Annotated in this window: 21 protein-coding genes and 1 pseudogene; 10 read left to right on the plus strand and 12 right to left on the minus strand. The window is 58.8% G+C overall.

Annotated elements, in window-relative coordinates:
- Positions 1–106: 106 nt before the first annotated feature.
- The 8 genes from OSB52_RS14915 to OSB52_RS14940 all read right to left on the minus strand — a co-directional run bounded on the left by OSB52_RS14915 (position 107) and on the right by OSB52_RS14940 (position 10,398).
- Complete coding sequence (locus tag OSB52_RS14915) at positions 107–1,450, minus strand: O-antigen ligase family protein (protein WP_266062526.1); 1,344 nt, start codon at positions 1,448–1,450, stop codon at positions 107–109.
- 52 nt (positions 1,451–1,502) lie between these two features.
- Positions 1,503–2,390, minus strand: coding sequence for a glycosyltransferase family 2 protein (locus tag OSB52_RS25165; protein ID WP_372512437.1), 888 nt, complete (start codon positions 2,388–2,390; stop codon positions 1,503–1,505).
- 2 nt (positions 2,391–2,392) lie between these two features.
- The gene (locus OSB52_RS14920; protein WP_308203674.1) at positions 2,393–3,886 is read right to left on the minus strand and encodes a lipopolysaccharide biosynthesis protein; all 1,494 of its coding nucleotides are present in this window, start codon (positions 3,884–3,886) and stop codon (positions 2,393–2,395) included.
- Entirely contained in the window at positions 3,883–4,614 is a 732-nt protein-coding gene (locus OSB52_RS25170; RefSeq protein WP_372512438.1) for an LbetaH domain-containing protein, read from the minus strand. Before OSB52_RS25170 ends, OSB52_RS14920 begins: the two co-directional genes overlap by 4 nt.
- Complete coding sequence (locus tag OSB52_RS14925; protein WP_266062531.1) at positions 4,542–5,498, minus strand: NAD-dependent epimerase/dehydratase family protein; 957 nt, start codon at positions 5,496–5,498, stop codon at positions 4,542–4,544. Before OSB52_RS14925 ends, OSB52_RS25170 begins: the two co-directional genes overlap by 73 nt.
- On the minus strand, positions 5,495–7,504 hold the full coding sequence (locus OSB52_RS14930; protein ID WP_372512439.1) for a WecB/TagA/CpsF family glycosyltransferase: 2,010 nt from the start codon (positions 7,502–7,504) through the stop codon (positions 5,495–5,497). The genes OSB52_RS14925 and OSB52_RS14930 overlap by 4 nt, the downstream gene beginning before the upstream one ends.
- Before the next feature lie 159 nt (positions 7,505–7,663).
- A complete protein-coding gene (locus tag OSB52_RS14935; RefSeq protein ID WP_266062534.1) occupies positions 7,664–8,965 on the minus strand; it encodes a UDP-glucose dehydrogenase family protein in 1,302 nt (433 codons plus the stop codon).
- On the minus strand, positions 8,965–10,398 hold the full coding sequence (locus OSB52_RS14940) for a sugar transferase (protein WP_266062562.1): 1,434 nt from the start codon (positions 10,396–10,398) through the stop codon (positions 8,965–8,967). The genes OSB52_RS14935 and OSB52_RS14940 overlap by 1 nt, the downstream gene beginning before the upstream one ends.
- Before the next feature lie 1,174 nt (positions 10,399–11,572).
- On the opposite strand from OSB52_RS14940, the gene OSB52_RS14945 reads away from it, so the two are divergent.
- The 3 genes from OSB52_RS14945 (at position 11,573) to OSB52_RS14955 (ending at position 14,228) form a co-directional block, all read left to right on the plus strand.
- Positions 11,573–12,571 carry a glycoside hydrolase family 26 protein gene (locus OSB52_RS14945; protein WP_266062536.1) on the plus strand — a complete coding sequence of 333 codons (999 nt, stop codon included), beginning with the start codon at positions 11,573–11,575 and terminating at the stop codon, positions 12,569–12,571.
- A 34-nt stretch (positions 12,572–12,605) separates the two neighbouring features.
- Positions 12,606–13,205 carry a hypothetical protein gene (locus OSB52_RS14950; RefSeq protein ID WP_266062538.1) on the plus strand — a complete coding sequence of 200 codons (600 nt, stop codon included), beginning with the start codon at positions 12,606–12,608 and terminating at the stop codon, positions 13,203–13,205.
- 777 nt (positions 13,206–13,982) lie between these two features.
- Positions 13,983–14,228: a hypothetical protein gene (locus OSB52_RS14955; RefSeq protein WP_266062539.1), complete on the plus strand. Its 246-nt coding sequence runs from the start codon at positions 13,983–13,985 to the stop codon at positions 14,226–14,228.
- Positions 14,229–14,970: 742 nt separating this feature from the next.
- Here OSB52_RS14955 and OSB52_RS14960 read toward each other — a convergent pair.
- From OSB52_RS14960 to OSB52_RS14975, 4 genes and pseudogenes are all read right to left on the minus strand, one after another.
- Positions 14,971–15,099 (minus strand): annotated as a pseudogene (locus OSB52_RS14960) (polyketide cyclase); the annotation flags it as partial.
- Between the two features lie 61 nt (positions 15,100–15,160).
- Positions 15,161–16,305 (minus strand): IS3 family transposase gene (locus tag OSB52_RS14965; protein ID WP_266062549.1). Its coding sequence is split into 2 segments (ribosomal slippage): positions 15,161–16,038 and positions 16,038–16,305, totalling 1,146 coding nucleotides; the frame shifts between segments, so codons are not numbered across the junction.
- 219 nt (positions 16,306–16,524) lie between these two features.
- Positions 16,525–17,166 (minus strand): hypothetical protein, encoded by a 642-nt coding sequence (locus OSB52_RS14970; RefSeq protein ID WP_266062550.1) that lies wholly within the window; start codon positions 17,164–17,166, stop codon positions 16,525–16,527.
- A 211-nt stretch (positions 17,167–17,377) separates the two neighbouring features.
- Entirely contained in the window at positions 17,378–17,803 is a 426-nt protein-coding gene (locus OSB52_RS14975; protein WP_266062551.1) for a hypothetical protein, read from the minus strand.
- Positions 17,804–18,336: 533 nt separating this feature from the next.
- On the opposite strand from OSB52_RS14975, the gene OSB52_RS14980 reads away from it, so the two are divergent.
- From OSB52_RS14980 to OSB52_RS15010, 7 genes are all read left to right on the plus strand, one after another.
- On the plus strand, positions 18,337–19,407 hold the full coding sequence (locus tag OSB52_RS14980) for a hypothetical protein (protein ID WP_266062552.1): 1,071 nt from the start codon (positions 18,337–18,339) through the stop codon (positions 19,405–19,407).
- Between the two features lie 489 nt (positions 19,408–19,896).
- The gene (locus OSB52_RS14985; RefSeq protein WP_266062553.1) at positions 19,897–20,613 is read left to right on the plus strand and encodes a vWA domain-containing protein; all 717 of its coding nucleotides are present in this window, start codon (positions 19,897–19,899) and stop codon (positions 20,611–20,613) included.
- A complete protein-coding gene (locus OSB52_RS14990) occupies positions 20,610–21,491 on the plus strand; it encodes a protein phosphatase 2C domain-containing protein (RefSeq protein ID WP_266062554.1) in 882 nt (293 codons plus the stop codon). The genes OSB52_RS14985 and OSB52_RS14990 overlap by 4 nt, the downstream gene beginning before the upstream one ends.
- 71 nt (positions 21,492–21,562) lie before the next feature.
- Positions 21,563–22,108, plus strand: coding sequence for a hypothetical protein (locus OSB52_RS14995; RefSeq protein WP_266062555.1), 546 nt, complete (start codon positions 21,563–21,565; stop codon positions 22,106–22,108).
- On the plus strand, positions 22,105–23,658 hold the full coding sequence (locus OSB52_RS15000) for a DUF4407 domain-containing protein (protein WP_266062556.1): 1,554 nt from the start codon (positions 22,105–22,107) through the stop codon (positions 23,656–23,658). Before OSB52_RS14995 ends, OSB52_RS15000 begins: the two co-directional genes overlap by 4 nt.
- Positions 23,659–23,674: 16 nt before the next feature.
- Positions 23,675–24,274, plus strand: coding sequence for a hypothetical protein (locus tag OSB52_RS15005; RefSeq protein ID WP_266062557.1), 600 nt, complete (start codon positions 23,675–23,677; stop codon positions 24,272–24,274).
- Positions 24,271–25,719 (plus strand): hypothetical protein, encoded by a 1,449-nt coding sequence (locus OSB52_RS15010; RefSeq protein ID WP_266062558.1) that lies wholly within the window; start codon positions 24,271–24,273, stop codon positions 25,717–25,719. The genes OSB52_RS15005 and OSB52_RS15010 overlap by 4 nt, the downstream gene beginning before the upstream one ends.
- Positions 25,720–26,000: the final 281 nt, after the last annotated feature.

A 26,000-nucleotide genomic window follows, 5' to 3' on the forward strand; every position in this document is an offset into this window, starting at 1 on the left:
ACTAGCGACACGAAACGCCACCAGGAGTCCAGCGAGATGCGGACGTCCGCGATTCGCGATCAAATCCAAACGAAAACCGTCTGGGGTACCAAACCATTTCGACACGCTAACAACCCTTTCGCGAAGGCATAGGAACACTAGATATGCTGCCATCACGATCGGGTGCCGCAGTACCTAGAACTGACAACTCCCGATCAACCGATTTATTGCCGGAAAGACGTGACCCTAAAACTAGTCCGGTCATCCCAACCGACAGACCCAGCACCGTTGAGGCTAGGAACAGCACAGCACCACTGCTCAAGAGATTTGAAGCGAGACCGTTCACGCCAAGGCAGACAACCACACCTACAGAGAGCGAAACGAACTGCGACCTCGGACTTGACCTCCGGACCCGAAAAACATAAACAGAAAAATGCGCGACAACTAGGACAAGCGCGAAGAGTCCGACAACGCCAGTCTCAACCAGCAGTTGGACATAGAGACTATGGGCCGGCCCGCTCAATGGCTGAATCCTAGAGAGGGTAGACCCCAACCCGAACCCTACAACAGGAGAACGTTGCCACAACTCGTATAGCTCGAACCAATTCAATACACGCCACTCAATACTGTTCCGGCTGGTCCCCGAGGCGATTGTGAACGAAAAATCGGAAGCCAAGACACCGCTCACCCGCTCTCCAAGCTCCGTCAGAGCTAACGCTGCCCACACGCCAGCGACGCCAAGGAAGACCGATAGCGTACGAGCAAGTACGGATGTCGGGACCAGCAAACACACTACTGACACGCCAGCGAAGGCTGTCACTAACGCATTCAAACTGCCGGTCAGAACGAGCGCCCACAAACAGAACAGTAAAGGCACAATGTGCCGCACACCATTTGTCAAGGTTGCCCATACCAAGCAAGTAACGGCAACCGCAATGAAACTTCCGGCAGCATTCGCGTGAACAAACGTTCCAGCTGGGCGGCCATTGGTGCCAACAGTCATACTTGGGAACAGATACAGGCCGATAACCATAATAATACAAGGAACCGAGCATAGAAAAACAATACATTTGGTTGACAAACCAACCTGCACGCTTGATCCAGCGGAACGACCCAATAGGAATAAAGGTACTACACTAGATAAATTCAGAAAGAACACTAACGGCTCAATAGCAATGCCGAATCTGTAGAAATAGCTCAAAATAGACAAAGCCGCACAGATAAAAAGGCTAGTAGAGAACAGCCTCGCCTCTAGCACGCGTGACGGAAATTTTACTGCCACCGCTAGCCAGGCCAGAACCGCCAACGAAAGAGCTAAGAGCCCGGAGGGAAGGATCGCATGGCCAGCCGCGTATCCGATATCAGCGAGCGCACGAGACAAGACCAACACTGAAACAATCGCGATAGGACGCAACACGAGAATCATCATAACGCCGAGAATCGCAAAGACTCCAAGAAGGAGATAAACCATTCGTCGCTCCTTCTATTCTACTGCGGATGCCGATGAACAGGACGGCTCACGTCTATCCGACCCGGGTGGCGCGGTTAAGGGTTCGAGAGATCGCTCGTTCAAGCAATCGCCGCTCCGTGCTTGACCAGTTTGCAGAAAGTGCGCGCGCATACTTGGCCAACGTCCGAACCTCGTCACCGCGCTCATCACCCACGCTCGCCGAAGTTATCTGTCGCAACGTAGGCCAGCACTCAAGACTGACGCCAATGATCGCATCGCACAGATCGCGATGCGCCTTCGCTAGCGCCACTGATTCGGCCTTCCTGCGGTCGGATGCACTGGACCCCGTAATTTGCGAATCATGATGCCGGTACGCGACAACCGGTAGCGCTGCCCTAGACATCGCGACGCGAGACGTGGCGGCTCGCATCCATAAGTCATAGTCCTGAGCCGGCACCTCGCGGTATGAACCAAGGCGTGCTATCACCTCCCTATTCGCAAACATCGTCGGATGGGCGAAAGGATTCTCGAAGAGCAACAGTCCCACGCTCACATGCGGACGAATCGGTAGGGGCGCTACAGGACGCGGTACACGAAAGCCGTCGCCAAAATGAGCAACATTCCCAAACTGTATCGTGCCAGGCACATATGCACGTTCCTGCTGTCTGAATCGCCAGGGAAGGCTCACGTCGTCAGCATCCATGCGTGCTACTACCTTGCTATCTGTCGCGTCGAGTAGCCTATTTAGCGTAGATGCCACGCCCAACTTAGTTGATGATTCAAGTATGCGAAGACGCGGGTCTTTAGTGCTACCCAAGATCTCAAGCGAGCCGTCTGTACTACCATCTAACCCGACAACGAGCTCCGAATCGCGCGGTAAAGCATAAAGCGTGGACGAGACTGCAGAGTGGATAGTTCTCTCAGCGTTATGTGCAGGCATGATTACAGATAGTCTCGGCATTGTTAGCGGACAACTTCCTGGTCTAAAAGGCGTTTATCGCCGAGTGAATGTCCACTCGGCTCAATGAGCCTCAGCCGGCCTTGCCATATTAAAACTAAGAAGACAGGTACAACGGTCCCGCCTAGCGATAACAAAACTGCGTCGTTGTGGCAGAAAACTATAGAAACGACCACAATCACAATTGAAACAAAGATCGGTAATGCTAGCCATGGACGAACAACCCCGGCAATGAGCAAGTGACCCCATGAGTGACGCACTACACAGCAAACGGTTATTGCGTAGCCAAATGCCGATGCATACGGAGCGCCCATCAGTCCGAGGTGCGGAACGACCAGAAGATTGCCGCCTACAGATGCAGCAGCCCCTAACGCGCTAAACAGCCAAATCCGGGTCGAAACGCCGACAGCGACTGTCATAAAGTTGATCGCAACAAAGCCAGCTCCAGCGAAAAGAACTGCTAGTCCCATTGCGGCTACGACGTTCCGAACCTGCCCGTAACTAGGTGGAAAGATTATCTCGAGCGCTATCGGAGATAGCGCTGCCATCATAGAACACAGAAGCGAGACCATCGCGACTTGAATGTAGACTATCCACACTATCCTCGGATCGAACCACCTTTTTTCTCCGTAGTCTCGAGAAAACTCCGAAAGCGATGGCATAAAGTATCTACATATTTCCACCACAAGCCCCATTGCAGCGTTGCTGAACTGGCTCGCAGCGGTATACAATCCTGCCTGAGAGGTCCCCAGACTGAAAGACACCAGAGAACGATCCGAAGACGTCTGAAACCACTGCGATATCTTGCTGGGCACAAGTGGTAGTCCAAGTAACGCCGCAGCCGAAAGACGTCGCCGGCTGGATCGCCGTAACACCGTTAGCGCGGAGTATGTTGCAGCGCTACTGAGTAAGATCAGAGTCGATGCAGCTAAGTCACTTAATGCCCAGCCCAACACAGGATTCTCGAGACGGGGAAGAAGCACAACCTTAGATCCATACTGGGTGACGCTGAAACCAATCACCACGGTCGCAAATACTCTTGGGCGATAGTTGATCCGTGTCATAGTCGCGAGTGGCATATACCCCACCGAATAGACCGCTGCTGCGAGGAGTTCTACGACCACTGCGGTAACCAAACCGTGCCAGTCCAGTATCGAGCCAAGCAGGAGAGTTCCACAACATACGGCTGCAAAAGCCAGATTTCCACAGAACAGTATCGTTAGCGGTTCCGAAATGCCGGAGGTCTTCGCCGATATGAATCGGCCACGAGATTCGTGAAACATCACCGTATCTTGACCGAATCCAAGAACGCTGTTGCCCAGCAAGAAAATGGTTGTTAGAATCCCGCACATCCCAAACTCGCTGAACGACAAATCTCGCGCAATGAGCGGAAGTGCGATGAACGGAATTAGTTTCTGTAGCATCGCAGGTCCCACGAAGGCGCCGAGGTTCGACAGAGACCGTCTAGAATCTAGGCCTTTGCGCGCGGTGGCTATCATTCCACGGGGCCCTGTTTGCCATACTTGCGAATGCCGGCAATTATCGTGGCCGGCATAACCTTCTCATAAGCACTACCGATTGGTCGTACCTGAGCTGGCGATCCGACCGCGAGGGAATTTGCAGGGACGTTTCGATTTACTACCGAATTTGCGCCAATTACCGATCCACTACCTACCGTTACTGCTCCATAAAGAACTGCTCCTGGGCCTATATAGACCCCATCGCCTAGACATGGTGCAGCGCCTTCAGACTCGCCTAGGTTGGTTGCCGAGTGTATCCGGCAAAACCAACCTGCACGAACCTTGTCATTCACGACAACACTGCCATAGTGGGGGATGCTGAGACCGGGCCCGAAGACACCGGGTGGTACGGTTACACCGATCCGCTGGCCTAGCCTTTTCAATCGCAACCGTAGGATGGCACACGCAACCGCCCCTACGGGATGATCGATTGCGGCACAGAACTCCACGTAGCGCAAGTAGCGCTGGTAGCTAAGTGTGGGGTATCGAAAAGCCACCAGCGGCGACCATCGCTTGACACCGTATGCAACCCGATCGCATTCGAGCGATGTTTTCAGGCTCCGAAGCGGGGATCCCGGCGTTAGGTTCCGCGTGGTCTCTGAAAGTGCTGCACGGACGTCAGCACATCGGCCACTCATATCAGGCTCGCACGCAAGTGGCGAATGTGTCGGTCGAGGCCCTCCTCGAGCGACACGCAGGGGGCCCATCCGATCTCCCGCAAAGCACCGACATTCGTTCCTGCTGTCTTGAAGACGTCTCCAGCGACTTTAGCTGTACGCACGATCTGTAGCTTGACTCCGGCAAGCGATCCGATAGTGTCAAGAACGTCGTTCACAGTAACCGTACTTCCGCCACAGATGTTCAAGACCGCTCCCGGAGATACGGCGGTCGAATTCCCCGCTAAAATGTTGGCGTTAACTACGTCGTCGACAAAGGTAAAGTCACGCACTTGAGTTCCGTCGCCATACAGTTCGATTTTCCGGCCGTTTAGGGCAGAAGCTATGAATCGGTGCATTGCCATATCGGGTCGCTGCCTTGGACCGTAGACGGTGAAGTACCTCAGCGATACTGTCGGTAATCCGTAGTTTTGTGCATACAAGGACACAAGGTGTTCGGCTGCCAACTTTGTTACACCGTACGGGCTATACGGCCGAGGTACTGATATTTCAGTAGTAGGGTACTCTTCCGAGTTCCCGTAGACAGAAGAAGACGACGCGTAAACGAACCTCGAAAGTTTCGCACTTTGCTTCGCCGCCTCCAGAAGCTTTTGCGTGGCGGCGATATTGTTATCGATATAATCGGCAAACGAAGTTCCCCAAGACTTCCGTACCCCCGGCTGCCCGGCCTGGTGGTATACCACGTCGATATTTTTGAGTAGTTCGTACAGATCTAGAACGTTTAAATCGGCTTCGATGAACCGGAACCTTGATGACGAAGGCAGTTCGCTGAGATTTCGCCTCTTGCACTGTGGATCGTAATAGTCTGTTACTGAGTCAACTCCAATGACTTGTTCGACTACGTCATCTTTTAGAAGCTCCCGTACGAGTGTACTTCCTATGAACCCTGCCGCTCCTGTCACAAGTGCGATCACTTTCGAACTCCTCCAACCAACGAACGAACTGCAATCGGCGCGAACCTCAAGTCATCTACGAGATATCTCTTTCCAAGTCTTCGAGGCTCCTGAGCGAGGCGATACATCCACTCTAGCCCCACGTTCTGAATAATCACCGGCGCCCTCCTTCTTTCGCCTGCAGCAAAGTCAACCGCTGCGCCGGCACCAACATAAATCGCGCGTGGCAGGCGGTCCATGTTCTTCAAATACCAAACTTCTTGTTTCGGGAATCCCGCGCAAATAAAAACTATAGCCGGCCGGAGCGCCTTCAGACGATTCAGCAATTCTGAGGATGCTTGCTCCTCTTCACTGATGTTTTGAGGGAGATCGACGCCGACGACAGACGCGCCCGGATGCTCGTTACTCAATCGGAGAGCTGCGCGCTCCGCGGCTCCTTCCTGTCCACCCAGAACTACAATATTCCATTGACGTACCTTGGACTGTTTTGCACACTCTGATAACAGATCTGCTCCTGTGATGCGACTTAGATCGCGAGCACCCATCATCGAACCGAGCCAGACTAAGGGCTTACCGTCGATGGTTATTTTTGCAGCTGCTTCAAAGACTCGGCGCGCCTCGTCATGGTTTGGCAATTCCAGCCGAACGACCTGGTCAACGTTGGCGGTTACGATAAGCTGGCTCTTCTGCATGGAGCTCAGTGTGTGATCAAATTGATCAAGGAGTTGACAAATATTGCCACAAAAGACTGAACGTCCTGCTATAGTTAAATAGCCGTTGCGCGTTCTGGCGATTGTTTTTTTAGGTAATCCGTCTACTTTGGCAGTCTCGTTGTATATAAATTTGCCAATGACGCTTTCAGCGCTAAGATGACTAACTCGCTCTTTAACCGCAGATCTATCCAGATTGGCAGCGCTGATGATTGCACGGCCTATGCCGGCCGCGTCTCGCTCCGTTACTTCATATCCAGACACTCCCTGCTCCACCAGGGATCCCGTGTCAGAACCAGTCGTCACAACCGCTGGCGTTCCACATGCCATCGCCTCGACGAGTACACGAGGATACCCTTCATATCCCGGATGAGATGTCATAAGGAAGACTGTTGCGTCCCGAAGATGAGATGCAACTTCGAGCGGATCTAACCGACCTGTTAGGTGGATGCGGCTCTGGATATCGGCTGGAAGTTCGTTTACTCTATCTTCCAGTCGTTTTCGCTGTGTTCCGTCACCAATAATCCTGAGCTCGATAGTACGGCCAGTCCCCTTCAAGTTGCTAGCCACGTGTTTGAAAGATTCGACAGCTAACGCTGGATCTTTCGGCCTTTCGAGACGCCCAACCCAGACGACCTTAATACTGGCGCCTTTTCGTTCTTTTGTGGAGTCATTTGAATAGAATACTTGCGGGTCGAACCATGTTGGTGACCCTGTTGTACTTGGATTCCACTTTTCAACGGTGCGTTGATAGTCGGGGTTGAACACAACAATTTGTTGCGAGCGAGAGATGACAAATCGCTCGAAGTTTCTATGAGCCTTCGCGGCCCGTCGCCAAAGAGAGTCTGAGTCGCTAGATGATATTCCCGCCTCTTGGGTATGGATAAAGTATGATCGACGTCGTCGGAAGAACGGCAGAGTCGCAAAAGCAGTGTCTGCGCGGTGTGTTTGAATCCAATTAGACTTCGGAATGTACCGCCTGTTTCTTATTGTTCCCAGGATGAGCCGCAATGAATGCGGTACTCTTCGCCGCTGATCTGCTGGGTCAAGTGAGACGACCGGCATGAACATGACCGTGTTGCCATTGAATTGGTATGACTCCCATTTGCCAAGGCGCTCTTTGTCGCCACGCGCATCCACCCCAACAACGGCGAAGTTAACCGCGCTATCGGAGTAACTTAGGAGTCCGCGAATACAGGTATCAATCCCGCCTGGCGCGGGGTTTCGCAAATCTATCTGATGAATGACCAACCTGGTGAATCGCGTTTTCTGTGCGCGTTCGGTGCCGTGGTGTCCGGAAGCTCTAGACATTATCATGTAGACAGCCTTTCGATGCGGGGTCGGAGTGCGTGCGCTGCGGACCCTGCAGACTCACCGGTGATTGTTCAGTTCGTTTCATTGGTTCTGTGTCACGATCGGAATTTGTATGGAGCGGTGAACACGCGGTATATCGGAAAACAAGTTCGTTCTGAATGCCTAAGTGCGGTAGTCCCATCCAGCGGCGACCCACTCTTCTCCCCGCAAACACATCCGTCCGTCAATGATTCGATTGCGACGAACGACGTTACGCACGTGCATTGGATCGAGCTTTATGAACTCGTCCCACTCGGTAAGCACGAGTACCGCGTCGGCTTGCTCGCATGCTTCGAGCGCTGTGGTCGCATAGTCGAGCGTAGGAAAGAGTTGCCGAGAGTTCTCGATAGCCTTAGGGTCGTAGACAGTCACCGAAGCCCCTTGCAGCTGAATCTGGCCAGCAACATTTAGTGCAGGAGAATCTCGGACGTCGTCCGACTCTGGCTTGAACGCAGCGCCGAGGACGGCTATCCGTGCTCCAAGCAATGAACCGCCGCAAATTTCACGCGTCAGCTCGACCATTCTGGTTCGACGGCGCATATTGACATTATCGACCTCACGCAGAAATGTGAGCGCTTCCGCCGCACCAAGTTCACCAGCACGTGCCATGAAGGCTCTAATGTCCTTCGGTAGACAGCCACCGCCAAATCCGAGTCCTGCATTGAGAAATTTCCGGCCAATTCTCGCATCGTAGCCGATAGCATCCGCTACCGCTTTCACATCTGCTCCCGCCGCATCACACACCTCAGCCATCGCATTAATGAACGAGATTTTGGTTGCTAAGAATGCGTTAGCAGACGTCTTCACCAGTTCAGCGGACGGCGGGTCCGTGACGACCAGTGGTGTTCCGTTCCCTAAGGCTGTTGCGTATATCTCTCGCGCGACCGATTCGGCGTTCCCGCTAGGAAAGACTCCGAGCACTAGACGATCTGGCGTCAGTGTATCCCTGACCGCGTACCCCTCGCGCAGGAACTCAGGGTTCCAGGCGATCTCTACATCGATATCTTTTGCGAGCTCATCTGCTCGTTCGGAGAGTCGCCGCGATGTTCCGACAGGTACCGTACTTTTTCCGAGAATTAGCGCATCCCGGGTTAGCAGTGGGACTAGTTCCTCCAGTGCCGCGTCTACATACCTGAGATCAGCTCCATACTCGCCCTTCTTCTGCGGCGTACCGACCGCTATGAAGAACACGTCCCCGAAGTCTGCCGCGTCCTGGTACGAGCCTGTCACGCTCATTCGCCCGGACTGGATGTGTTTGCTTAAAAGTTCGGGCAGCCCTGGTTCATAGAATGGAACCTCACCGGCTGCGAGCATCTCTCGCTTGCTCTGCTCCACTTCAACTCCGAGAACCTCGTGTCCCAGTTCAGCCATACAAGCTGCATGAGTTGCCCCCAGGTATCCGAGTCCCAAGACGACGATTCGCATTAGTAGGCTCCGTCCTTACCCACGACAGCGCGTGCTGTCTTCCACATAATCAACGCATCTTGCATGATCGACCAGTTCTCGACATACGAGAGATCCAGTCGCACTGACTCTTCCCATGACAAATCAGATCGGCCTGAGACCTGCCAAAGCCCTGTCATGCCGGGCTTCACGAGCATTCGACGTGCCACACGGCCGTCATATCGTTCGACCTCGTCGGGCAATGGTGGTCGTGGCCCCACCAAGCTCATCGTTCCCTCGAGCACGTTAAACAGCTGAGGGAGCTCGTCGATGCTGTAGCGCCGGATGAACGCGCCGACCTTTGTGACGCGTGGGTCGTCGCGCATCTTGAATAGAACACCGGACCCTTCGTTGAGCGCGCGAAGGTTGGCCTTGAGGGAATCCGCGTCCTGCACCATCGACCGGAACTTCCACATCTGGAACGGCTCGTTGTTCAGCCCCACCCGCGTCGCCCTGTAGAAGACAGGCCCCGGCGAATCAAGCTTGATCGCGGCAGCAACAACAGCCAGCAACGGAGAGATCATCAGAATGAGCACTGCAGAGCCCACCCGGTCCACAAGTGCCTTTCGGAAACGATTGGCACCCTCATAGCGCGGCTTGTCGATATGCAGCATCGGCAGCCCCGCAACCGGTCGCAGCATCATCCGCGGACCAGCGATGTCGACAACGCCGGGCGAGACAACCATGTCCACCTCAAGCCCTTCGAGGTCCCATGAGAGGCTCTGCATCGCGTGATGGCCCAGCGCTTCAGCCGACGTGATAGCCACCGTCGTCGCGCCGGCGTCAGCAACCGACTGGCACACATCGTCGAAAGTGCCTAAGACCGGAACGTTCTGGCCTCGGACGGCAACCGTCTCACGCCGACTTGTGTGAGTCGGCAGACAGATCCCAACGACTCGATAGCCAAGACTGGGATTGTCCATCAATCGCTCCATCAGCGTGACGGCCGACCCCGGCTCTCCTACCACGAGTACATGCTCCAAGTTGCGTGACTGTGCACGCTGCTTCGATAGCCGCCGGCGCCAGAGCCATCTGGACAACAGAAGTCCCGCCGTTCCGATCGGCAACGCCAAGGCCAGGAATCCTCGCGCGATGTTCAACCTGAACAGCAGATCCAACATGGCAAGAACACCAAACACTGAGAGGCAAGCAGTGACGATGCGGCTGTATTCCTGCGAGCCCGACCCGACCACACGACGGTCCAGCGTATGGAAGGCACGCAGTGTCAACACCCATGCGAAGCCGAGGGCCACAGACACCAGTGCGGCCGGCGCCTGGATCGCACCGTTGGGCGTGGTGGCGCTGTCCGTACCGAAGCGAACGACTTGGGCCACCGCGATCGCGATAGCAACCACAATTGCGTCCGACCAGGCCAGGCACACCAAATAGCTATGCATCCACGACCGCGAGCGCATCTGTACGCGACTCACGAAGCGCAACCGCTGAATACGACTGTCATCCTCGCGAGCCCCCCCGAAGGCTCGACTGTTGACCACCGCAATACCTCCCCGACATAGAACTAGAAGAGACTGTCACCCGAAGATGAACAACAGGTTCTGGATAGAAATGGCTTTCAACCGGCAATAGTCGGCCATTTTCTTGACCTAAGCGGATGCTGAGAGCGTAAGACAGACTTCGCAGTTTGACAACTTGAAGAGCGTGTACTCAAATTCGATTTTCCACTTACCGTTGAGTCACAACTACCGTTGCGTGCCGGCCAGCTACCCGGTTGCCACACCTTGCCAACAGACGATGACACGCAACCGACACGTGCCGCTCATCCGCCTGTAATTGCATGTCAGACAGCCCTTCTGTGAGCAACGCCACCTCAAGTCGTCCGACTCCAAGACGACAGTGGGTAGAGCATATCCACACTCACCGACAACGCAACCGAATGCCTAGCGATATTTCACTATCGTAAATTTCCGTGCGATTCAGGACCTGAGAGTCCCATTAGTGGACCCCCTTAGTCGTCCATCGCCGCAGTTCTGGCGTTACATCCATCCGGGACGCCGCTGAGCGTTAGAACGTATGGATGAACGAGCGCCATTTAGTTGCATTAGCGTTGCGAGCCGCGGCCCGCCTGGCAATAAATGAGATTTGCATCACAATCCGAGATTGTTTGCGTTGGCGTATATGCCGCGCGGTCCGGACGCTGCGCGAGACTGTCTTCGGACCCAGTGACGCGAGCAAGGCCGCGCGGGGCTGTCGATCTGCCATCACGAGCTGGCCAGCGTGCTCACCACACACCGTGTCGCTGGAACGGGCACCCCTGCCGCGCACGGCCGAACAGCTCGCCCCACTTTCGTCGCACCAGGTCTCGCCGCAGCCCGTGGCGCCCAGGCTCGCACAGCCAGGCAACGTGGACTTGGTCGGTGCGCGAGCACTGACTCCATAACCGGTCTGATTTGAATTTCCGCTAGGCAGTCGTCTTGTCGAGAGATTGATTCCCAATCGGCAAGTTGGCCCTTAGTGATATGCAATGTCCGATTAGACGAAAGGCCATCTATCGAGCGCGCTAGCTACAACCCCCGTTGTAATTCCAACTCCCAGTTCGCATTTCCCACAAATAGACGCAACAATAATCCCATGCGTCCAGACCCACAGGCGCCATCCGCTCACCTGTCCCGCCGCACAATGCTGCGCGCCACCCTGGCCGGCACTGCCGCTCTCACCGTCGGCGCCTGCGGCTCGGAGTCGACCGGTACGTCGGCACAAACGCGATCGTGGGGTGCCTACATCCCCAGCGTGGTGCCTGCACCGTCGCAGGAGTCGCCGATTTCCCGGCTCGCCACACTCGCGGAGATCCAGCCCACCTACATTCACCGCTACGCCTTCATCGACGAGCCCGCACCCATCACCGACTTCGACATCATCGCCGCTGCGGGTGCCACTCCCCTGCTCACGCTGGAACCGGGCGTGGCCGACGGCGGTCCGAACCAGCCGCAGTACTCACTGCAACGACTCGCAAACGGCGAATTCGACGACACGTTGCAGCGCTGGGCCTTTGAACTCACCTCATGGGGCAAACCCCTGATGGTGCGGTTCGCCCCCAAGATGAACACCCCCTGGTATCCGTGGTCGGTCGGCGTCAACGGCAACACTCCTGAGCTCTACCGCGCCGCCTGGTCACGCATGCGTGCCCTGTTCGACATGGCCGGCACTTCGACCATCAAGTTCGTGTGGGCGCCGTACGCGCTGACCGACGAGGCCGGCAACTTCGTGGAGGCCTACCCCGCCCCCACCGAGGTCGACTACCTCGGTCTCGACGGCTACAACTGGGGCGACGTCCCCGGCCACCGGTGGACACTGCCGTCAGATCTGTTCGACCGCAGCCTCGAGATCCTCACCTCCCTCGAGGGCAACCATCCCGTCCTGTTCACCGAAGTGGCCTGCGCCGCAGCCTGGCCCGGCCGCAAAGCCACCTGGATACGGGATCTGCGCACCGTCGTCGCGCAGCATCCTCGCGTCGAAGCGCTGCTCTGGTATCAGGCCGAGGACCGTGACCGCGACTGGCGGTTCAACACCACCGACGACAGTGTCCGCGCCTTCCGCAGCATGCTCGCCCACCTGATCGACCGCACCTGACCGGACCTCAAGACCCCGACAAAGGAGTCCCCGCATGACCAACAGAATCCGCTGCATCGCCACCGGCTCGGCACTGGCCGCTCTCGTCGCCGGCGTGCTGGCACCGACCGCGTCCGCGGCACCCGGCGACGTCACCGTGACACCCACCGTCAGCGGCAACACCGTGGCACTGACCGTGCACAACGACTCCACCAAACGCGTCGGCTGCGAGATCTTCGGCGTGCCCGCCGACAGCGAACTATCGGCCGGCGACCTCTCCTTCGGCTACCAAACACCCGAACAGCTCACCGCGCTGGTCGCCGCCGGCTCCAGCAAGAAGCTGACGATGCGGGTGTCGGTCGGCGACCCGCCGACACCCACCGGCTCGACCACCATTGCCGACGGCAGCTACGACATCTACTGGGGATGTCGCACCGTCACCCTCCCACCGGTCGACCCGACCGCGGAGGAGTACTGGGGGACCACTCCCCCGTTGCCTGCGGGGGCGGCAACGGGGGCCACGCCGGTACGGGTTGAGGTTCCCGGTGCGGCCCCGACCACCAGTGCGCCCGCGCCGGAGACCACTACGCCGCCGATCGAGATGCAGAAGATGTGCGTGTTTGGGTACTGCTTGCCGGTGGCGACGGGGTCTTAAGCGTTCGAATCTGACCGTAGGAGTCGCAGTAGAGCGCCTTCGCAGCCCGGGGTTGAACGCCAACGTCCGCCACGCCATCGCCACACACTTCCGGTCGCTCGCGCTCGCCGCGCTTTATGAGGCGGCTTCGCTGCTCGAACAAGTAGGTCGCGTCCACCGCATCATCGAAATCTAAGCGGGGCCAGCACGCCATCACCGCAACCGATCCAGTTCTCGAAACCCGCAACACGTATCTCAGCATCCGAGCACTGTGCCAGATTTTGGCAGAACTGTGGAATGAGACTATTTGAGCGACCCGCTGATACCTGCGGCATGATTCTGGCGAATATTGTCTGCGACGTGTTTCTCCAACTGTGACTGAGGATAGCCATCCCCAACACTATTCAAATTTCGAACGGCCGCCTGAATGTCTGCGGTAGCAACCGCGTGACCCAAGCCAGCGGCCGAGATCAGTGATGTAGCAAGATTGGCTGCCACTTCGTTGATATTTCCGACCATCATTCCTCAATTCATCGACTCTATATGTTCCGAGCGCAATCTATTTGATTCGTCGTCAAAAGATCCGTCACGGTCGCAGCAAAACGACGGCTCCGTGAACGCAGCGAACTATACAAGTTGCTTCAGCCGGATCGAAAGACCGACGCCCTTAGCGTGGTGAATCAACCGCGTTCCAGGCTCCCTATCGCCCCAGCATCTACCATTCGGAATCCGAGAATCGAGGCTACCCGGTTCGAAATCCAACAGCCTGACATCTGGCTCGCCAAGGTCAGCGACTGTGTGATTCGCGAGTACCGTCTGGCCGACTCCGTTGCGATGTATGTTCCGGTGCTCTTCGACAATAACGATAACGCGCTTCAGTTCACCGTTTGGCAACAAGACTATGTAATGGTCTTCGCTATACAACTCCCGGTGTCGATCACTCCCTCCAAGGGGATGCTCTTCTTCGCGGCCAAACCTTCTGTGCTCCAGAAGCCAGTGCGAGCCAATCGCATCCACCACCCCACCATTGCTGCCGCTGTATGAGATCGGACCGCGCATCGGTCGCTGGGTTTCGGATGCGACTCGCCGCGCATAGCGCCGCAAACGAACCCAGTCGATCCGGCTCTCCTCATAAGAATCAATGTCCATCACTCTTGACCTCGACCCATACTCGATAGATTAACATTTGGCGTCTACCCGCCATGCGCAAATAGCACTTCGCCAACGCTCGGTAAATAGAGGCCCAGTTTGAGTAGCGTCATCTCCGAGCTGGAACACCAATTGCGCATTTCCGCGCTTGCCAACTATCAATTACATCCCTTCGACCTTTTCCACAAGCAGCCAGTAGGCCACTAGCTGGCCATCCCCGATACTGCGGACTAAAGCCACAACGAGACCTCCGCCCAACGGAATGCACAATATGAAACGCCCGTTCGCCATCCCCAAAGTAGCAGGCGAAACGCGTATCTTCACGGAATTGAGTCAAACAGGCTTAAAAGTAATTCAACCGATATGAATGATCTGATTACTGATCAAAACAAAGTATGCGGGCCGTTGAGCGCAATGCGCGTTCGAAGAAGTGGTCGACGCCACGCCCGCACCCTCGCGGATCGACGTTCTGAGATCAACTCAACCGCCCGTGGGTTACCCGTAGGACGCTGACGTACACGATATCGACATCCATCGCCATAGTTCGTTGACCAGCACTGATAATTCGTCGGGAGCCGAGAACTGTGTCAGGAGGTCCAACTCAGGTCGCTGGCCTGCCGACGCTCGCGCAATCGGAGTCCAGGTCGTAGACGTCGTCGGATCCGTCGAGGTCAGGGTGACGTTCGGGGTTGCTCAGCACGTCGAACACAGCGTCGACAGGCAGATCGATGACTCGTTCGACTGTGACACTCGTTTGTTCACTCATACTGGCAGGTCCCCGATAACCGGTCCAGTCTGTTCTAGAGCCAGTTCCTTCTTACGGTTGGTCAGTCGATCTCGCAGCCCACAGGGTGATGCCGGTGGGTGCATCCGGCAGCGTACTCGGCCGGGGTCTTGTAGCCCAGCGCTGAGTGGCGGTGTCGGTGGTTGTGGTCGTCTTTGAAGTCGCCGATGACCACGCGGGCCTCCAACAGGGTGGGCCAGCAGTTGCGGTTCAAACACTCGTCGCGCAACCGGTTGTTGAACGCCTCGATGAACCCGTTGTTCCACGGCGTGCCAGGCGGAATGTAGGAAATCCCCACCGACCCAGCACAAAACGCTCGGAGGGCTTCTGAGATGAACTCAGGCCCGTTGTCCATACGCAGCACCATCGGCGGGCCACCCCAGATCGCGAAGACCTTCTTCAACTCCTCGATCAGCCGCTCGGCGGTGATCGAGCGATCGACGATGTCCAGCAGCGACATGCGGGTGTGTTCATCGACCATGGACGCGATCTTGATCTTGTGTCCGTCGACGGTGGAGTCGAACTGAAAGTCCAATGCCCACACCACTTTCGGTGCGTCGGCGACCACGACTGGTACCGACGACTGGCCCGCCCGTTTACGGCGGGGCATCCGGCGCACCTGCAATCCTTCGTCCTTCCACAACCGGTGGACCTTCTTCTTGTTGACCTCATCGCCCTCGTCGAAACGCAGCCACGCCCACGCCCGACGGAACCCGTGGCGTGGGTTCTTGCGGGCGTAGCTCCGTAGCTGCTCACGCAGGCCGGCATCGGGATCGGCCGGTGTCTGCGCCTGCGGCAATTGTCGATAGGCGGAGCGGGCGAGCCCAACAACCTTGCACGCCTTGCGTTCTGACATGCTCATGCGATCTTTGAGAATGTCGATGGCGGCGCGTTTGGCGGTTGGGCTCAGAATTCTCCCTTGGCGATCTCCCGCAGTGCGTCCTTCTCCAACTCGGCGTCGGCGAGGAGCCGCTTGAGCCGGCTGTTCTGATCTCGCAATTCCTTGAGTTCTTTGGCGGCGTCGCCGTCCATGCCGCCGTACTGGCGGCGCCAGTTGTAAAACGTCGCTGCCGATACCTCGAGGTCGGCGGCGATCTCCTCGCCGGTCTTGCCTTCTGCGGCCAGCTCGTCGGCTCGGCGCAGCTTGCGCACGATGTCCTCGGCCGAGTGACGCTTACGTCCTGCCATGATCCCTATCGTCCCTTCGCGCCCTCATCAGGGCAATCAGGACTCTAAAACCAACCGGACCGGTTCATGGGGGACACGCCAATACCTCCACCGTGCCGAAAGAATGACAGATCGGCAACGACACGCGACCAGAGGTCTGGCATGGGTGCTCAACGTTGTCGACGTCGGCCGCGGCAAGGTCGACGACATTAGCGGCGGGCGACGATCCCGGCGAGCACCTCACTGTGGGCGAAGCCGTGGTTGGAGGAGCAGGTAGCGGAAGCCGTAGTCGCATACGTCGCCGAAATCGTGCCACCGACACTGATAGGGCGACTGCAACTCGAATTGTTCCCCCTGGCGTCCATTCTTGAGTTGCCACCGGAGTGTTCCAGGCTCGACCGTGCGACCTTCCCAGAGCCGAAACTCGTGCGCTTGCGACCGGACGGTCATGCTGCGCTCACTCCAGAAACGATAGTTTGTCAGCGTCAGCGAGGCGCCGGCGTCGACGGTGTCGTCAAGGAGCAATCGTTCGATACGTTCGGCGTCGCGCCAAATTGCGGCAGCGTCGATGTCCGGCGCTCCCGATGCCGGCAGGTCGAAGACTTCTTGGCCGACGCAAGCGCGCAGATGCTTCTTCGGATACTTGAGTTCGAGTGCGACGCGATGCCCGTCAAGTTCACCGAGCACGTCGACATAGATGCTGCTACGGCCGCCGATGGGCTGGCTAACGGATAGCTTCTTCTCCAGTCGCAGCTGTGTCATGCCTTGGTCCGCGAGTACCAGTCCAAGGGCAAGTTGGAAGTCGCTCTCAGAATGGAATAGCGGGCGCTGCTCGGCAAGGACGGTCATCCATGACTGGACGTACGGATCGAGATCGAGCATCGATACTGCCTTTCTGAACCGAATATGCGCACCCATGGGTACCCGTATACAAGGTGTTCATCGGAATCTATTGGAAGCACCTGCTGAACAAGGACGTTCGGCGGGAATGAAGTGGTGGATCGCGCTGCCGATCGCCGGGGATGTCGAATCCTGCCAGCACACGGACATCGTGTTCCGGATCGTCGACGAACTCGGTGTAGACCCGTCGCGATTACGCCATGTCATCCACCATCGCCTGCGCCCACACAACGCTTCGAAGCCAGCGATTCCGCCATCGCGAGATAGCGGGCACCACATCGCGGAAGGCCTCGTCGTCGCACCGGGCACGCTCGTGTACGGCGAACACCTCGGCTACCGGGAGCTGCGGCGCCGCATGCTCGTGCAGCGGACCGATCGCGGCCGGCTCCAACCCGCAGTCTCGTCCGGCCGCCGCTTCCCGGCGGAGCAGCGTCACGCCCAACACGAGTTGGGCTCCGGCCAACCCGTAGTCGTTGCTGGTCTCGCGGGCGTATCGGTCGGCGGCTTCCATGTTGCGCAACATCGGGTCGTCGACCCGCATCGCCCCGTAGATCAGCGCCAGGCCCGACGTCCAGCACACGACCAAAGTGAGCGTGGCCGGGTCGCTCGTGCGCGCCATCGCGAGGCTGTCGTGCAAATCCTGCCGCCACCCGCGCGACGGCCCAGCCACCATCGGGCGGCGCTGCGTAAGGCCACCGCCAGCGGCGATCCCAGACCAAACGCCGGTTCCTTGGTGAGATCTCCATCGGCCAGATCGACGACGGTCTGCGCCAATAGCGGGATCTCACCGAACTTCCCGACGTTGAACCAATGTCCATATCGGTGTGTACACAACCGTACTGAGACGCGTACCCCAGCCTTCGAGGCGATAGGCTCGCCGAATCGGTCACCGCGCGACGTTCCGCAGAACTCGGTTGGGGTGTCAGTCCCGACCAGTCCGGACGCGTGCCTCACGGTTCCGAGCGAGACAACGTGAAAGCCCTGAGTGCTGCCGTCAGGCGTTGGCTGCGGTCCCGCAGGCTATCTGGCCGTGCCGACGACAGAGTTGCTGGTCTCAATTCGTCTGAATGACGCAATCTGACCGATCTCCCCGTCGTCGGACGTTCGCATGCGCTAGCGTCGGGCCGCCACAGGCGACGATGGGAGAGATCGATGCGGTACCGGACGCCACGGTTCTTCACACTTCACCGAGCACTGACCGCCGCCGTGTTGGGCATCGTCCTCATCGCGACCGCGTGTGCCACGTCCGGAGAACCGCAGTCGGCATCAGGCTCCTCGACCGGGTTGTCGAACATGGAGCAGACCCAGGAGTTGGCCGGCCCGGGGACGCGGTGCGGCACGGTCACATTCGCCAGCGGCACACCCGGCAGCGTGGTGGTGCAGTCCGGAGCAATGTCGTGTACGGCTGCGGTCGCGCTCATCAACCGGTACTTCACCGATCCGTCGCTGGTGCGTCAGGGCAACACGAACTCGGCGGTCTTCGACGGATGGACATGCGTGAGCCCTACCGCGGTGGCGGCAGAGATCGCCGGATACGGAACAAAATGCGAGAGCAACGATGCGACGCTCATCGTCGTTCCTCAGGGTTCTGGCGCGGAAGCTCCGACACCGAGCGGCCCAGCGTGTACCGCCGAGGCGATCAGTGCGGACCTCGGGCAGCCGATCATCGTGCCGCCACGCTGTTACGACGGCTGGGCACACGTGACGTGGAGTGCGGTGGGTGACGGATCGGGACTGGCACACATCGTCGGCGGGAAGTGGGCGCTCTACACGGCCTTCCCGACCATGAAATGCCCAGACGAGGCCCGCGCCGACGGTGTCCCGGAGGCAGAGCTGGGCAACTTCACCATGTGTGCGCGGGACTCGCAGGGCGAGGCCGCAGGCGATGGTGCCGGCGACCTCGGGCTGTCGGTGCCCATCACCCGACCCGCGTGCGACGGTCTCGGCATCGTGGTGGTCTACAGCGCCACCAATCCCGGCAGTTACGCCACAGAAGTCGGCAACGCGCTCGCCGCACATCCGGGCGCGAAGTACCTGCGCACAGACGGGTCGTGCCCGTCGCTGCGCCAACAGAGCGATGAGGGAAATCCGATATATGCGGTCTACAAACCGGCCGGCTACTCGCAGTCGGAGGTGTGCGCTGCCGTGCGGCGTGAGAACGACGACGCGTACGGGAAATGGCTCGACATGACGACCGACCCGCAGGTCATCGTCAGCTGTTAGGGATCATCTCCGGGGTGCCGATCGGAGTCACAGTGGCCATCTGATCTCGGGAAGTTCGATGGCTCTTCCTGATTCAGAGTGCACCGAGGCGTTCTGAATCGGGAAGAGCCCTGAAAATACTTGTCGCCAGAATGGGTGAATCGAAGCTCCGTAGCCACCAACCTGAACCAACCGACGGTAAGCTGTGGCTTCCGATCACCGACGAAAGGTGCCGAAGTGGCTCCGAAATGCCCACACTGCAACGTGGGAATGTCCCTCTACGCGAAGGTTCAAAAGGCTGACGGACCGTACGGTCGATACCGCTGTCCCACCCAGCATTGTCCTCGCTGCAACGGTCGCTGCACCGAGACCCGCGGTCAGACAATCAGCTGATCGTCTGACCACGTGGCCGCGCCGGGACGAATCTTCACTCACCGGTGATCGGCCGCCAAAGACCGATCACCGGCGCGGCCCCCCAGAGTCACCCCTCTACCCACGGAGCACTCAGTCATGGTTCAACAACTGAACACCTGCCCCTTTTACCTGGTCTTCGACGTCTCCTGGTCCATGGAGACAGTCATGCCCGCCCTCAATGACTGCCTGCGCATATTGAAGAATGAAATCTGCGCGGACCCGTTGCTTGCAGACGTCGCCCGCGTCTCGCTTATCACCTTTTCCGAAAAGGCCACCGTCAAGATTCCGATGACGAATCTCGCCTACGACAACACCATCGGTGCGGCCGACTTCCTCAGTTGCGAAAACGGAACCTCCTTCGAGGCAGCATTCACCGCGCTCAAGAATCAGATCGAGGCAGACATCCGGGCAATCAAGGCGGAGAAGCCCAACGACAGCGTTCAACGCCCACTGGTGTTTTTCGTGACCGACGGCGACCCCCTCTCCGACAGCGAGACCGCATGGAGGGCGGCGTTCGACGCCCTCACCTCGGCACCGATATACCCGAACATCGTCCCGCTGGGATTTGGAGATGTTCTCGAAGAGAACCTGGCAAGCATCGTATGGCCCAAGAAGCGCAGCGAGACATTCTACTTCATTGCTAAAAACGGAGTTGGAACCCCTGAGGCGATGAAGGCGATCGGCCAGGTCGTGGCACAATCGGTCGTGAGTACCGGCTCCAGTGTCCGCGATGGTGCGCCTGAGGTCATAATCGAGGATGCCGGCACCCAAGGAGCCCTCAAGAAGGGCTTCGTTGCGGACACCGTGGCATGACCGTCGCCGGCGACACGTCGCCCGAGTCGCCTCCTGAACCGTTCGTGGTAGGCGATCCTGGCCGAGCCTATCGAGAAGTCAACGGCGGCAAACCCTTTTCTTGTGTGTCCGTACCCGACACCGTATGCGACGCCTTCGACTTCTCAGGATGGCACGTGCGCGCGGCTTCGGTCCGCGGTCTGGCACACCGCCACTACTCGACGGCGCGCCAGGACCACTACGAGGTTGGGTTCTGCCCGGACGCCGACCGGCTCGTCGCAGTCGTCTGCGACGGGGTGGGAAGTCTAGATCATTCCCACATCGCAGCATCCGTAGTCTCACGAAAACTGCTGCGACAGACCCTCGACACGACAGCGACGCCCGTCACCGCCGACGAGTGGACCCCCATGTTTGAGCGAGCGGCAGGTGCCGTCCGCAAGGTGCGATGGAATCGTTTCGGGCAGAACGAATCACTGATGGCGACGACCGCGACGATCGCTGTTGTCGAGGGTGTCAGTCGGCCGGGGCCGTGGACATTTACTCTGTGCGGGCTCGGCGACTCATCGATCTGGTCTCGGGTCGGCGGACTAACTCCCGCGTGGCGGCTGCTTGCCGGCGGCAAGGACGCTTCCAACGACGCGCTCATCTCATCGAACCGCACCCGATCTGTCCCGGACGGACCCATGATTCTCACCGTCGAACAGGCGACGGTGGAACCCGGTGCGACCGTGGTGGTCTGCTCCGACGGTGTCGGTGATCTGCTCGACGACGAGGTCGGGAACAGGCTTGCCCTCGAATGGGCCGATCCGCCCCGGGCAGTCAACTTCGCCGCACAGGTAGGTGTGGGTCGGATGACGTTCACCGACGACCGAACGGCTGTGGCCCTCTGGACGCCGTGATTGCCCCTGGCTACTGGCGGGAGAACTGGGTCTTACTCGGCAAGTACGCCCGCAGGAGCCTTCACGACCCCGTGTCGGCGTTCATCATGACGCTCGCGGCACTGCCAACCCTGTCCACAACCGCGCTCGGACAAGCCTATTCAAGTGCCCTGTCGGGATTCGGACTACTTGTGGGGCTGGCGATTTATCCGACTGTACTGCGCTTGATAGATCGCACTGTCACCGAGTTGGGTGAACCACACGTCGCCCGGCGCGACGTTGTCGAGCACTATCTGACGTGGGCAGCCATCGGCTTCGCTTTGTCGGTGCCAATCACCCTAGGCATGCTCTCCAACGATCTCGAGGCCATGGCCGTCTCCGCGGTGGTCGCGGACTCTGCGGACTCTTTCACCGAAGCAGGCCATCCGTCGTATTCGGTCTGTTCGCCGCTGAAACTGTACCTCGGATACCCCTTGTCGAAGCCGTGCTACAACGCTGTCGGCTATCTCCACCTCTGGCAGATAAAGCCGGCACTGTCCATCATGATCTCCCTTGTCGGCCTATGCATCGGCCTGCCACTGCAGCTCCTCGCCCAAATCCGCGCATCGTCACAACCCAAACCCGGAGTGCCCGAATGACCACCGATCGATCCTCGCGTCCGGTCGCGTACTTCTTCGCCCAGGTCGGCGGCGCTCGCCGCGACGTGCTCGAACGAATGCCGGGGCAGCTTCCGCGTCAAGCGGCGATGGGGGCCGTCATCATGACGACCGCCGTGTTCGCCGCGGTCTCGGCCACCTATGCGCTCCTCATTGCCGATGTTACAGACGTGCTCCTCATCGCCATTGTGTTCGGAATCGGTTGGGGCATAGCAATCCTGAACCTCGACCGGATGCTGGTCATGGGCATGGGTAAAGAGCGCAACCCCAAGCGACTCATTATGCTCGCGATTCCCCGGGTCTTCCTGGCACTCGTCATAGGGGTTGTGATCTCGACCCCGTTGATGCTCAAGATCTTCGAGCCGGAGGTTGATGCTCAACTCCAGAAGAACATCCTCACGCAGCAGGAGGAGCTCCGCAGCCAGCTCCAAGGGTCGACGACGGCAAGTGACCTCGCGGCGGCGAAGGGGACCCTGAACGAACTCCGGGCGACCATCAACGCGGGGCCAACGACCGATCCGGCGGCCAATAGCGAGGTCAAGGCCATCCAGAGTGAGATCGACGCCCTCGCGAAGACAGCTTCCACACAAAAGTCCGACTACGAGAAGGCCCGCGCCGCAGCCCTGGCAGAAGAAGATGGCACGGGCGGAACGGGCGTGGCGGGCTGTGCCGCGGCGTGCGTCGCGAAACAGCGAGTAGCCAATGAAGCACAGGCCCGCTGGGATGCCACCACACAGCAGATCGCAGCCAAGGAGGCGAAGAAGCAGCAGACCATCAATGCCCTGCGACCGCAGCTTCTCGAGGAGAGCAAGCAGGCCATCGCCGACGCCCAGAGAGACATTCCACATGTCCAGCAGACGGTCAACGACCTCCAGCAGAAGGTCGACGCCGCGAACGGCACCAGCCACGAGGTCGCACTCAACAACACCGGACTGATCGCTCGACTCAAAGCACTATCCGATGTGACCGCCTCCGACGGCACCACGCGGATGGCACGCCTCGCAGTGGCCGCACTGTTCATCTGTCTCGAGTTACTGCCGGTGATCTTCAAAGTGCTGACCAACCTCGGCAAGCCGACCGCTTATGACAACGCTATCGACCAAATCGACGACATCGAGACCGACCAAGCGCTTGCCGACTGGAACCGTACCCAGGCCGAAACCCAACGGGTCAAGGACGAGGAGGCGGAGGAACTCGACCACGCCCGGGAGAAGAGAAATATCCGACGGCAGGTGGAGATCGCTGCGGAACAGGACCAGGCCCAGCACCACGAACAGACACTCCGACTGGTGAACAAGGAAGTCGCAGAGCACCAGCGCGAGGTGGTAAGCGAAGCGTTAGCAGAGTGGCGCGACGCCGCCCGCGCCGCTGCCGGAGTTCGAATGAACGCTTGGCGTCAGAACGTCGTCGGAAACGGGCCCGCGCCTAAACATGTCCATGACCCGACCGGCCAGCCGATGCCTGCCAACGGCACCACCCCACCCGGACCGACGGTGACCGTCACCAGCCTTCCGGACCCCGGAACAATTTAAGGAGGCGTAGAACATGTTGCTCACCAACACGATCGACGACACTCTATCCGGTCCGTCGCGAACCGAACTGGTCCTTGCTGTTTCATCAGGTGTTCGTGAGATCGCCCGCGAACTCGCCGGCCACCTGGCAAACGCCGTGTTCATGTCCCCGTGGCTGAACGACCAGCTGCGGCTAGTCCTGCTGGACGAAAGCGGGAAACTGCTGTTCGACAGCCACTCCCTTCCGTTCACAGACCTCGTTCAGATAGACGACGTCCTCGACGGAAACCGCGCCTTCAACGCCTGGGCGAGCGCACCGCCGCAGATCTCTGCGGCCATGACCATCGTCCTCGACACCCCCTCACAGCCAATGTCACCGCACGCGTTCGCCCATTGGCCAACGCTGCTGTGGGTGATGTCCGATATGGAGGGCATCGAGCCGGATGCCGCCGCAGCAGCATGGCACGCAGATGGCGCGGTCATCGATAGGAGCGGATCGTCGAATCAGATACTCGGCGCAATCGACTGGTTTATCAGCGACATTGTCGAAGCCGGAGTGGGAAGCGAGATGCGGGACTGGGATGTTCGGCAATGGATCGCCGAGTGCACCCGATCGCTGCGAGATGATGCTGCGTGACCGTCCAGCGCGACGCACTCGACGTCGAAACATATCTCGCAAAAGGAGGATTCGGCGCCGTCTATAAGGTCACCACGCCCAGCGGCCTCATTCCCAGCGCTTCCTGCGCGTTCAAAGAGTGGAAGCCAACCAAGTTGGACCAGGTAGTCATCGATAACGTCGCGGTACTAATCGACTACCGGCGGAGGATGGACGCCGCGGATCGGCAACTTCTCGACAACCTCACCACGTGGCCCCTCGACACGGTGACCGAGCCCGGCGGCGGTGTCGTCGGGTACCTTATGCGAATCGTCCCCGACGACTTCTTCGAAAATGACATTATTCAGATCCCCCACAACATCAGCAAACCGAGAAGCTTCACAGATCTGACTGCTCCAGAAGTGGCTGAGCGCTCCGGCGTCGTCGATATCGTCGCCAAGGATGACCTGGTGGAGCGAATTCGCATGTGCGCCTGGATGTGTCGAATATTCGCCCTGCTGCACCGGCACAACATCACATATGGGGACATCAACGAGAAGAACGTGCTGTACTCCTCGAAACACGATCCGCCGGTGATGCTCGTCGACATCGACCCGGCACGAGTCGAAGGCAGGTCCCCACAGTTCACGCAGGCGAACCTGGCCCACATGGTGGCACCGGAGAACACCGGGAAGAACCACACGTCCCGACAGGATGAGCTGACCGACCGCTACAAGATTGCTCGGTTGTGCGCTCAGATCCTTATTTCATCACGATCCCTCGACCCGCAGTTCCGCGCCCTTCGGCCGGTGTCGGACCGGGAGGGTTTCGAGTTATTCGAGCGGGGGCTCCGCGGCCCCCGAGCAGACCGTCCCAGCGCCGCGGAATGGTACGGCTACTTCTACCGACGGATTGCTGCAATGACGCGACCGCCCGAGGTCCATGCATTCACCGTCGAGCCAGAGGCGGTGCAGAACGGCGCGACGGTCACTGTGCGATGGCATGTGGCCGGCCATGATTCGCTGGTGGTGATCGCGCCCGACGGTCAGGAGTATCACACTGATTCCGCAGCGAATGAGTGGCTCACCGTAAACCCCGGATCTTCGGGAAGCTTCCGCGTCATCGCGAGGAACCGTTATGGAAGCGTCGAGTCGCACAGCGTCGACGTGTATCTGTACGAGCCGCCGACTATCGACGTGGTTACGGTGCCCGCCGGCCCAGCAGCGTCGTCGTTTCCCACGCTCGATCTCGCGACCCTGGCAGACACACTCGCCGGCAGTTCCGCGCCCGACACAGTCCGCAACTTCCTCGCAGGTAGGCCGGCGATTCCGCTGGCTCTGCCGTTCCAGTCCTACGACGAGGCACTGACCACGCCTGGGGTCTCCGGGATGCTCACTAGTCCGGACTTCTCCGTGGCCTTCGGGCCTGATCTGAACCGGAAGGCCGCCGAACTGGCAGCCCAGGCCTTGGCCGCCAACCCGCCATGACACCCGGCGCGGGACCGGTATGACCCTTGCAAGCCCCCAACACGAGGAGAAGATAATGTTCCACACCCCCCAGTCCGCGCTGAAGGCCATGTACATCTGCCGTGGTTGCGGCGCCGAGGTCGCATACCCGGACCGCTACACCAAGTGCCCGGTGTGTGGAATCAAATGGGGCTGACAACCCGGCCACACCGCCACCGCAGAGGCGCACCGAACGCGCGCATTTTCGGATGAGGCAAACGACTACCCCTCCGCGCGCATTTTCGATGAGTCAACGCGCGCCC

Source organism: Gordonia aquimaris, from assembly GCF_026262595.1.
In the GTDB taxonomy this organism is placed as follows: domain Bacteria; phylum Actinomycetota; class Actinomycetes; order Mycobacteriales; family Mycobacteriaceae; genus Gordonia; species Gordonia tangerina.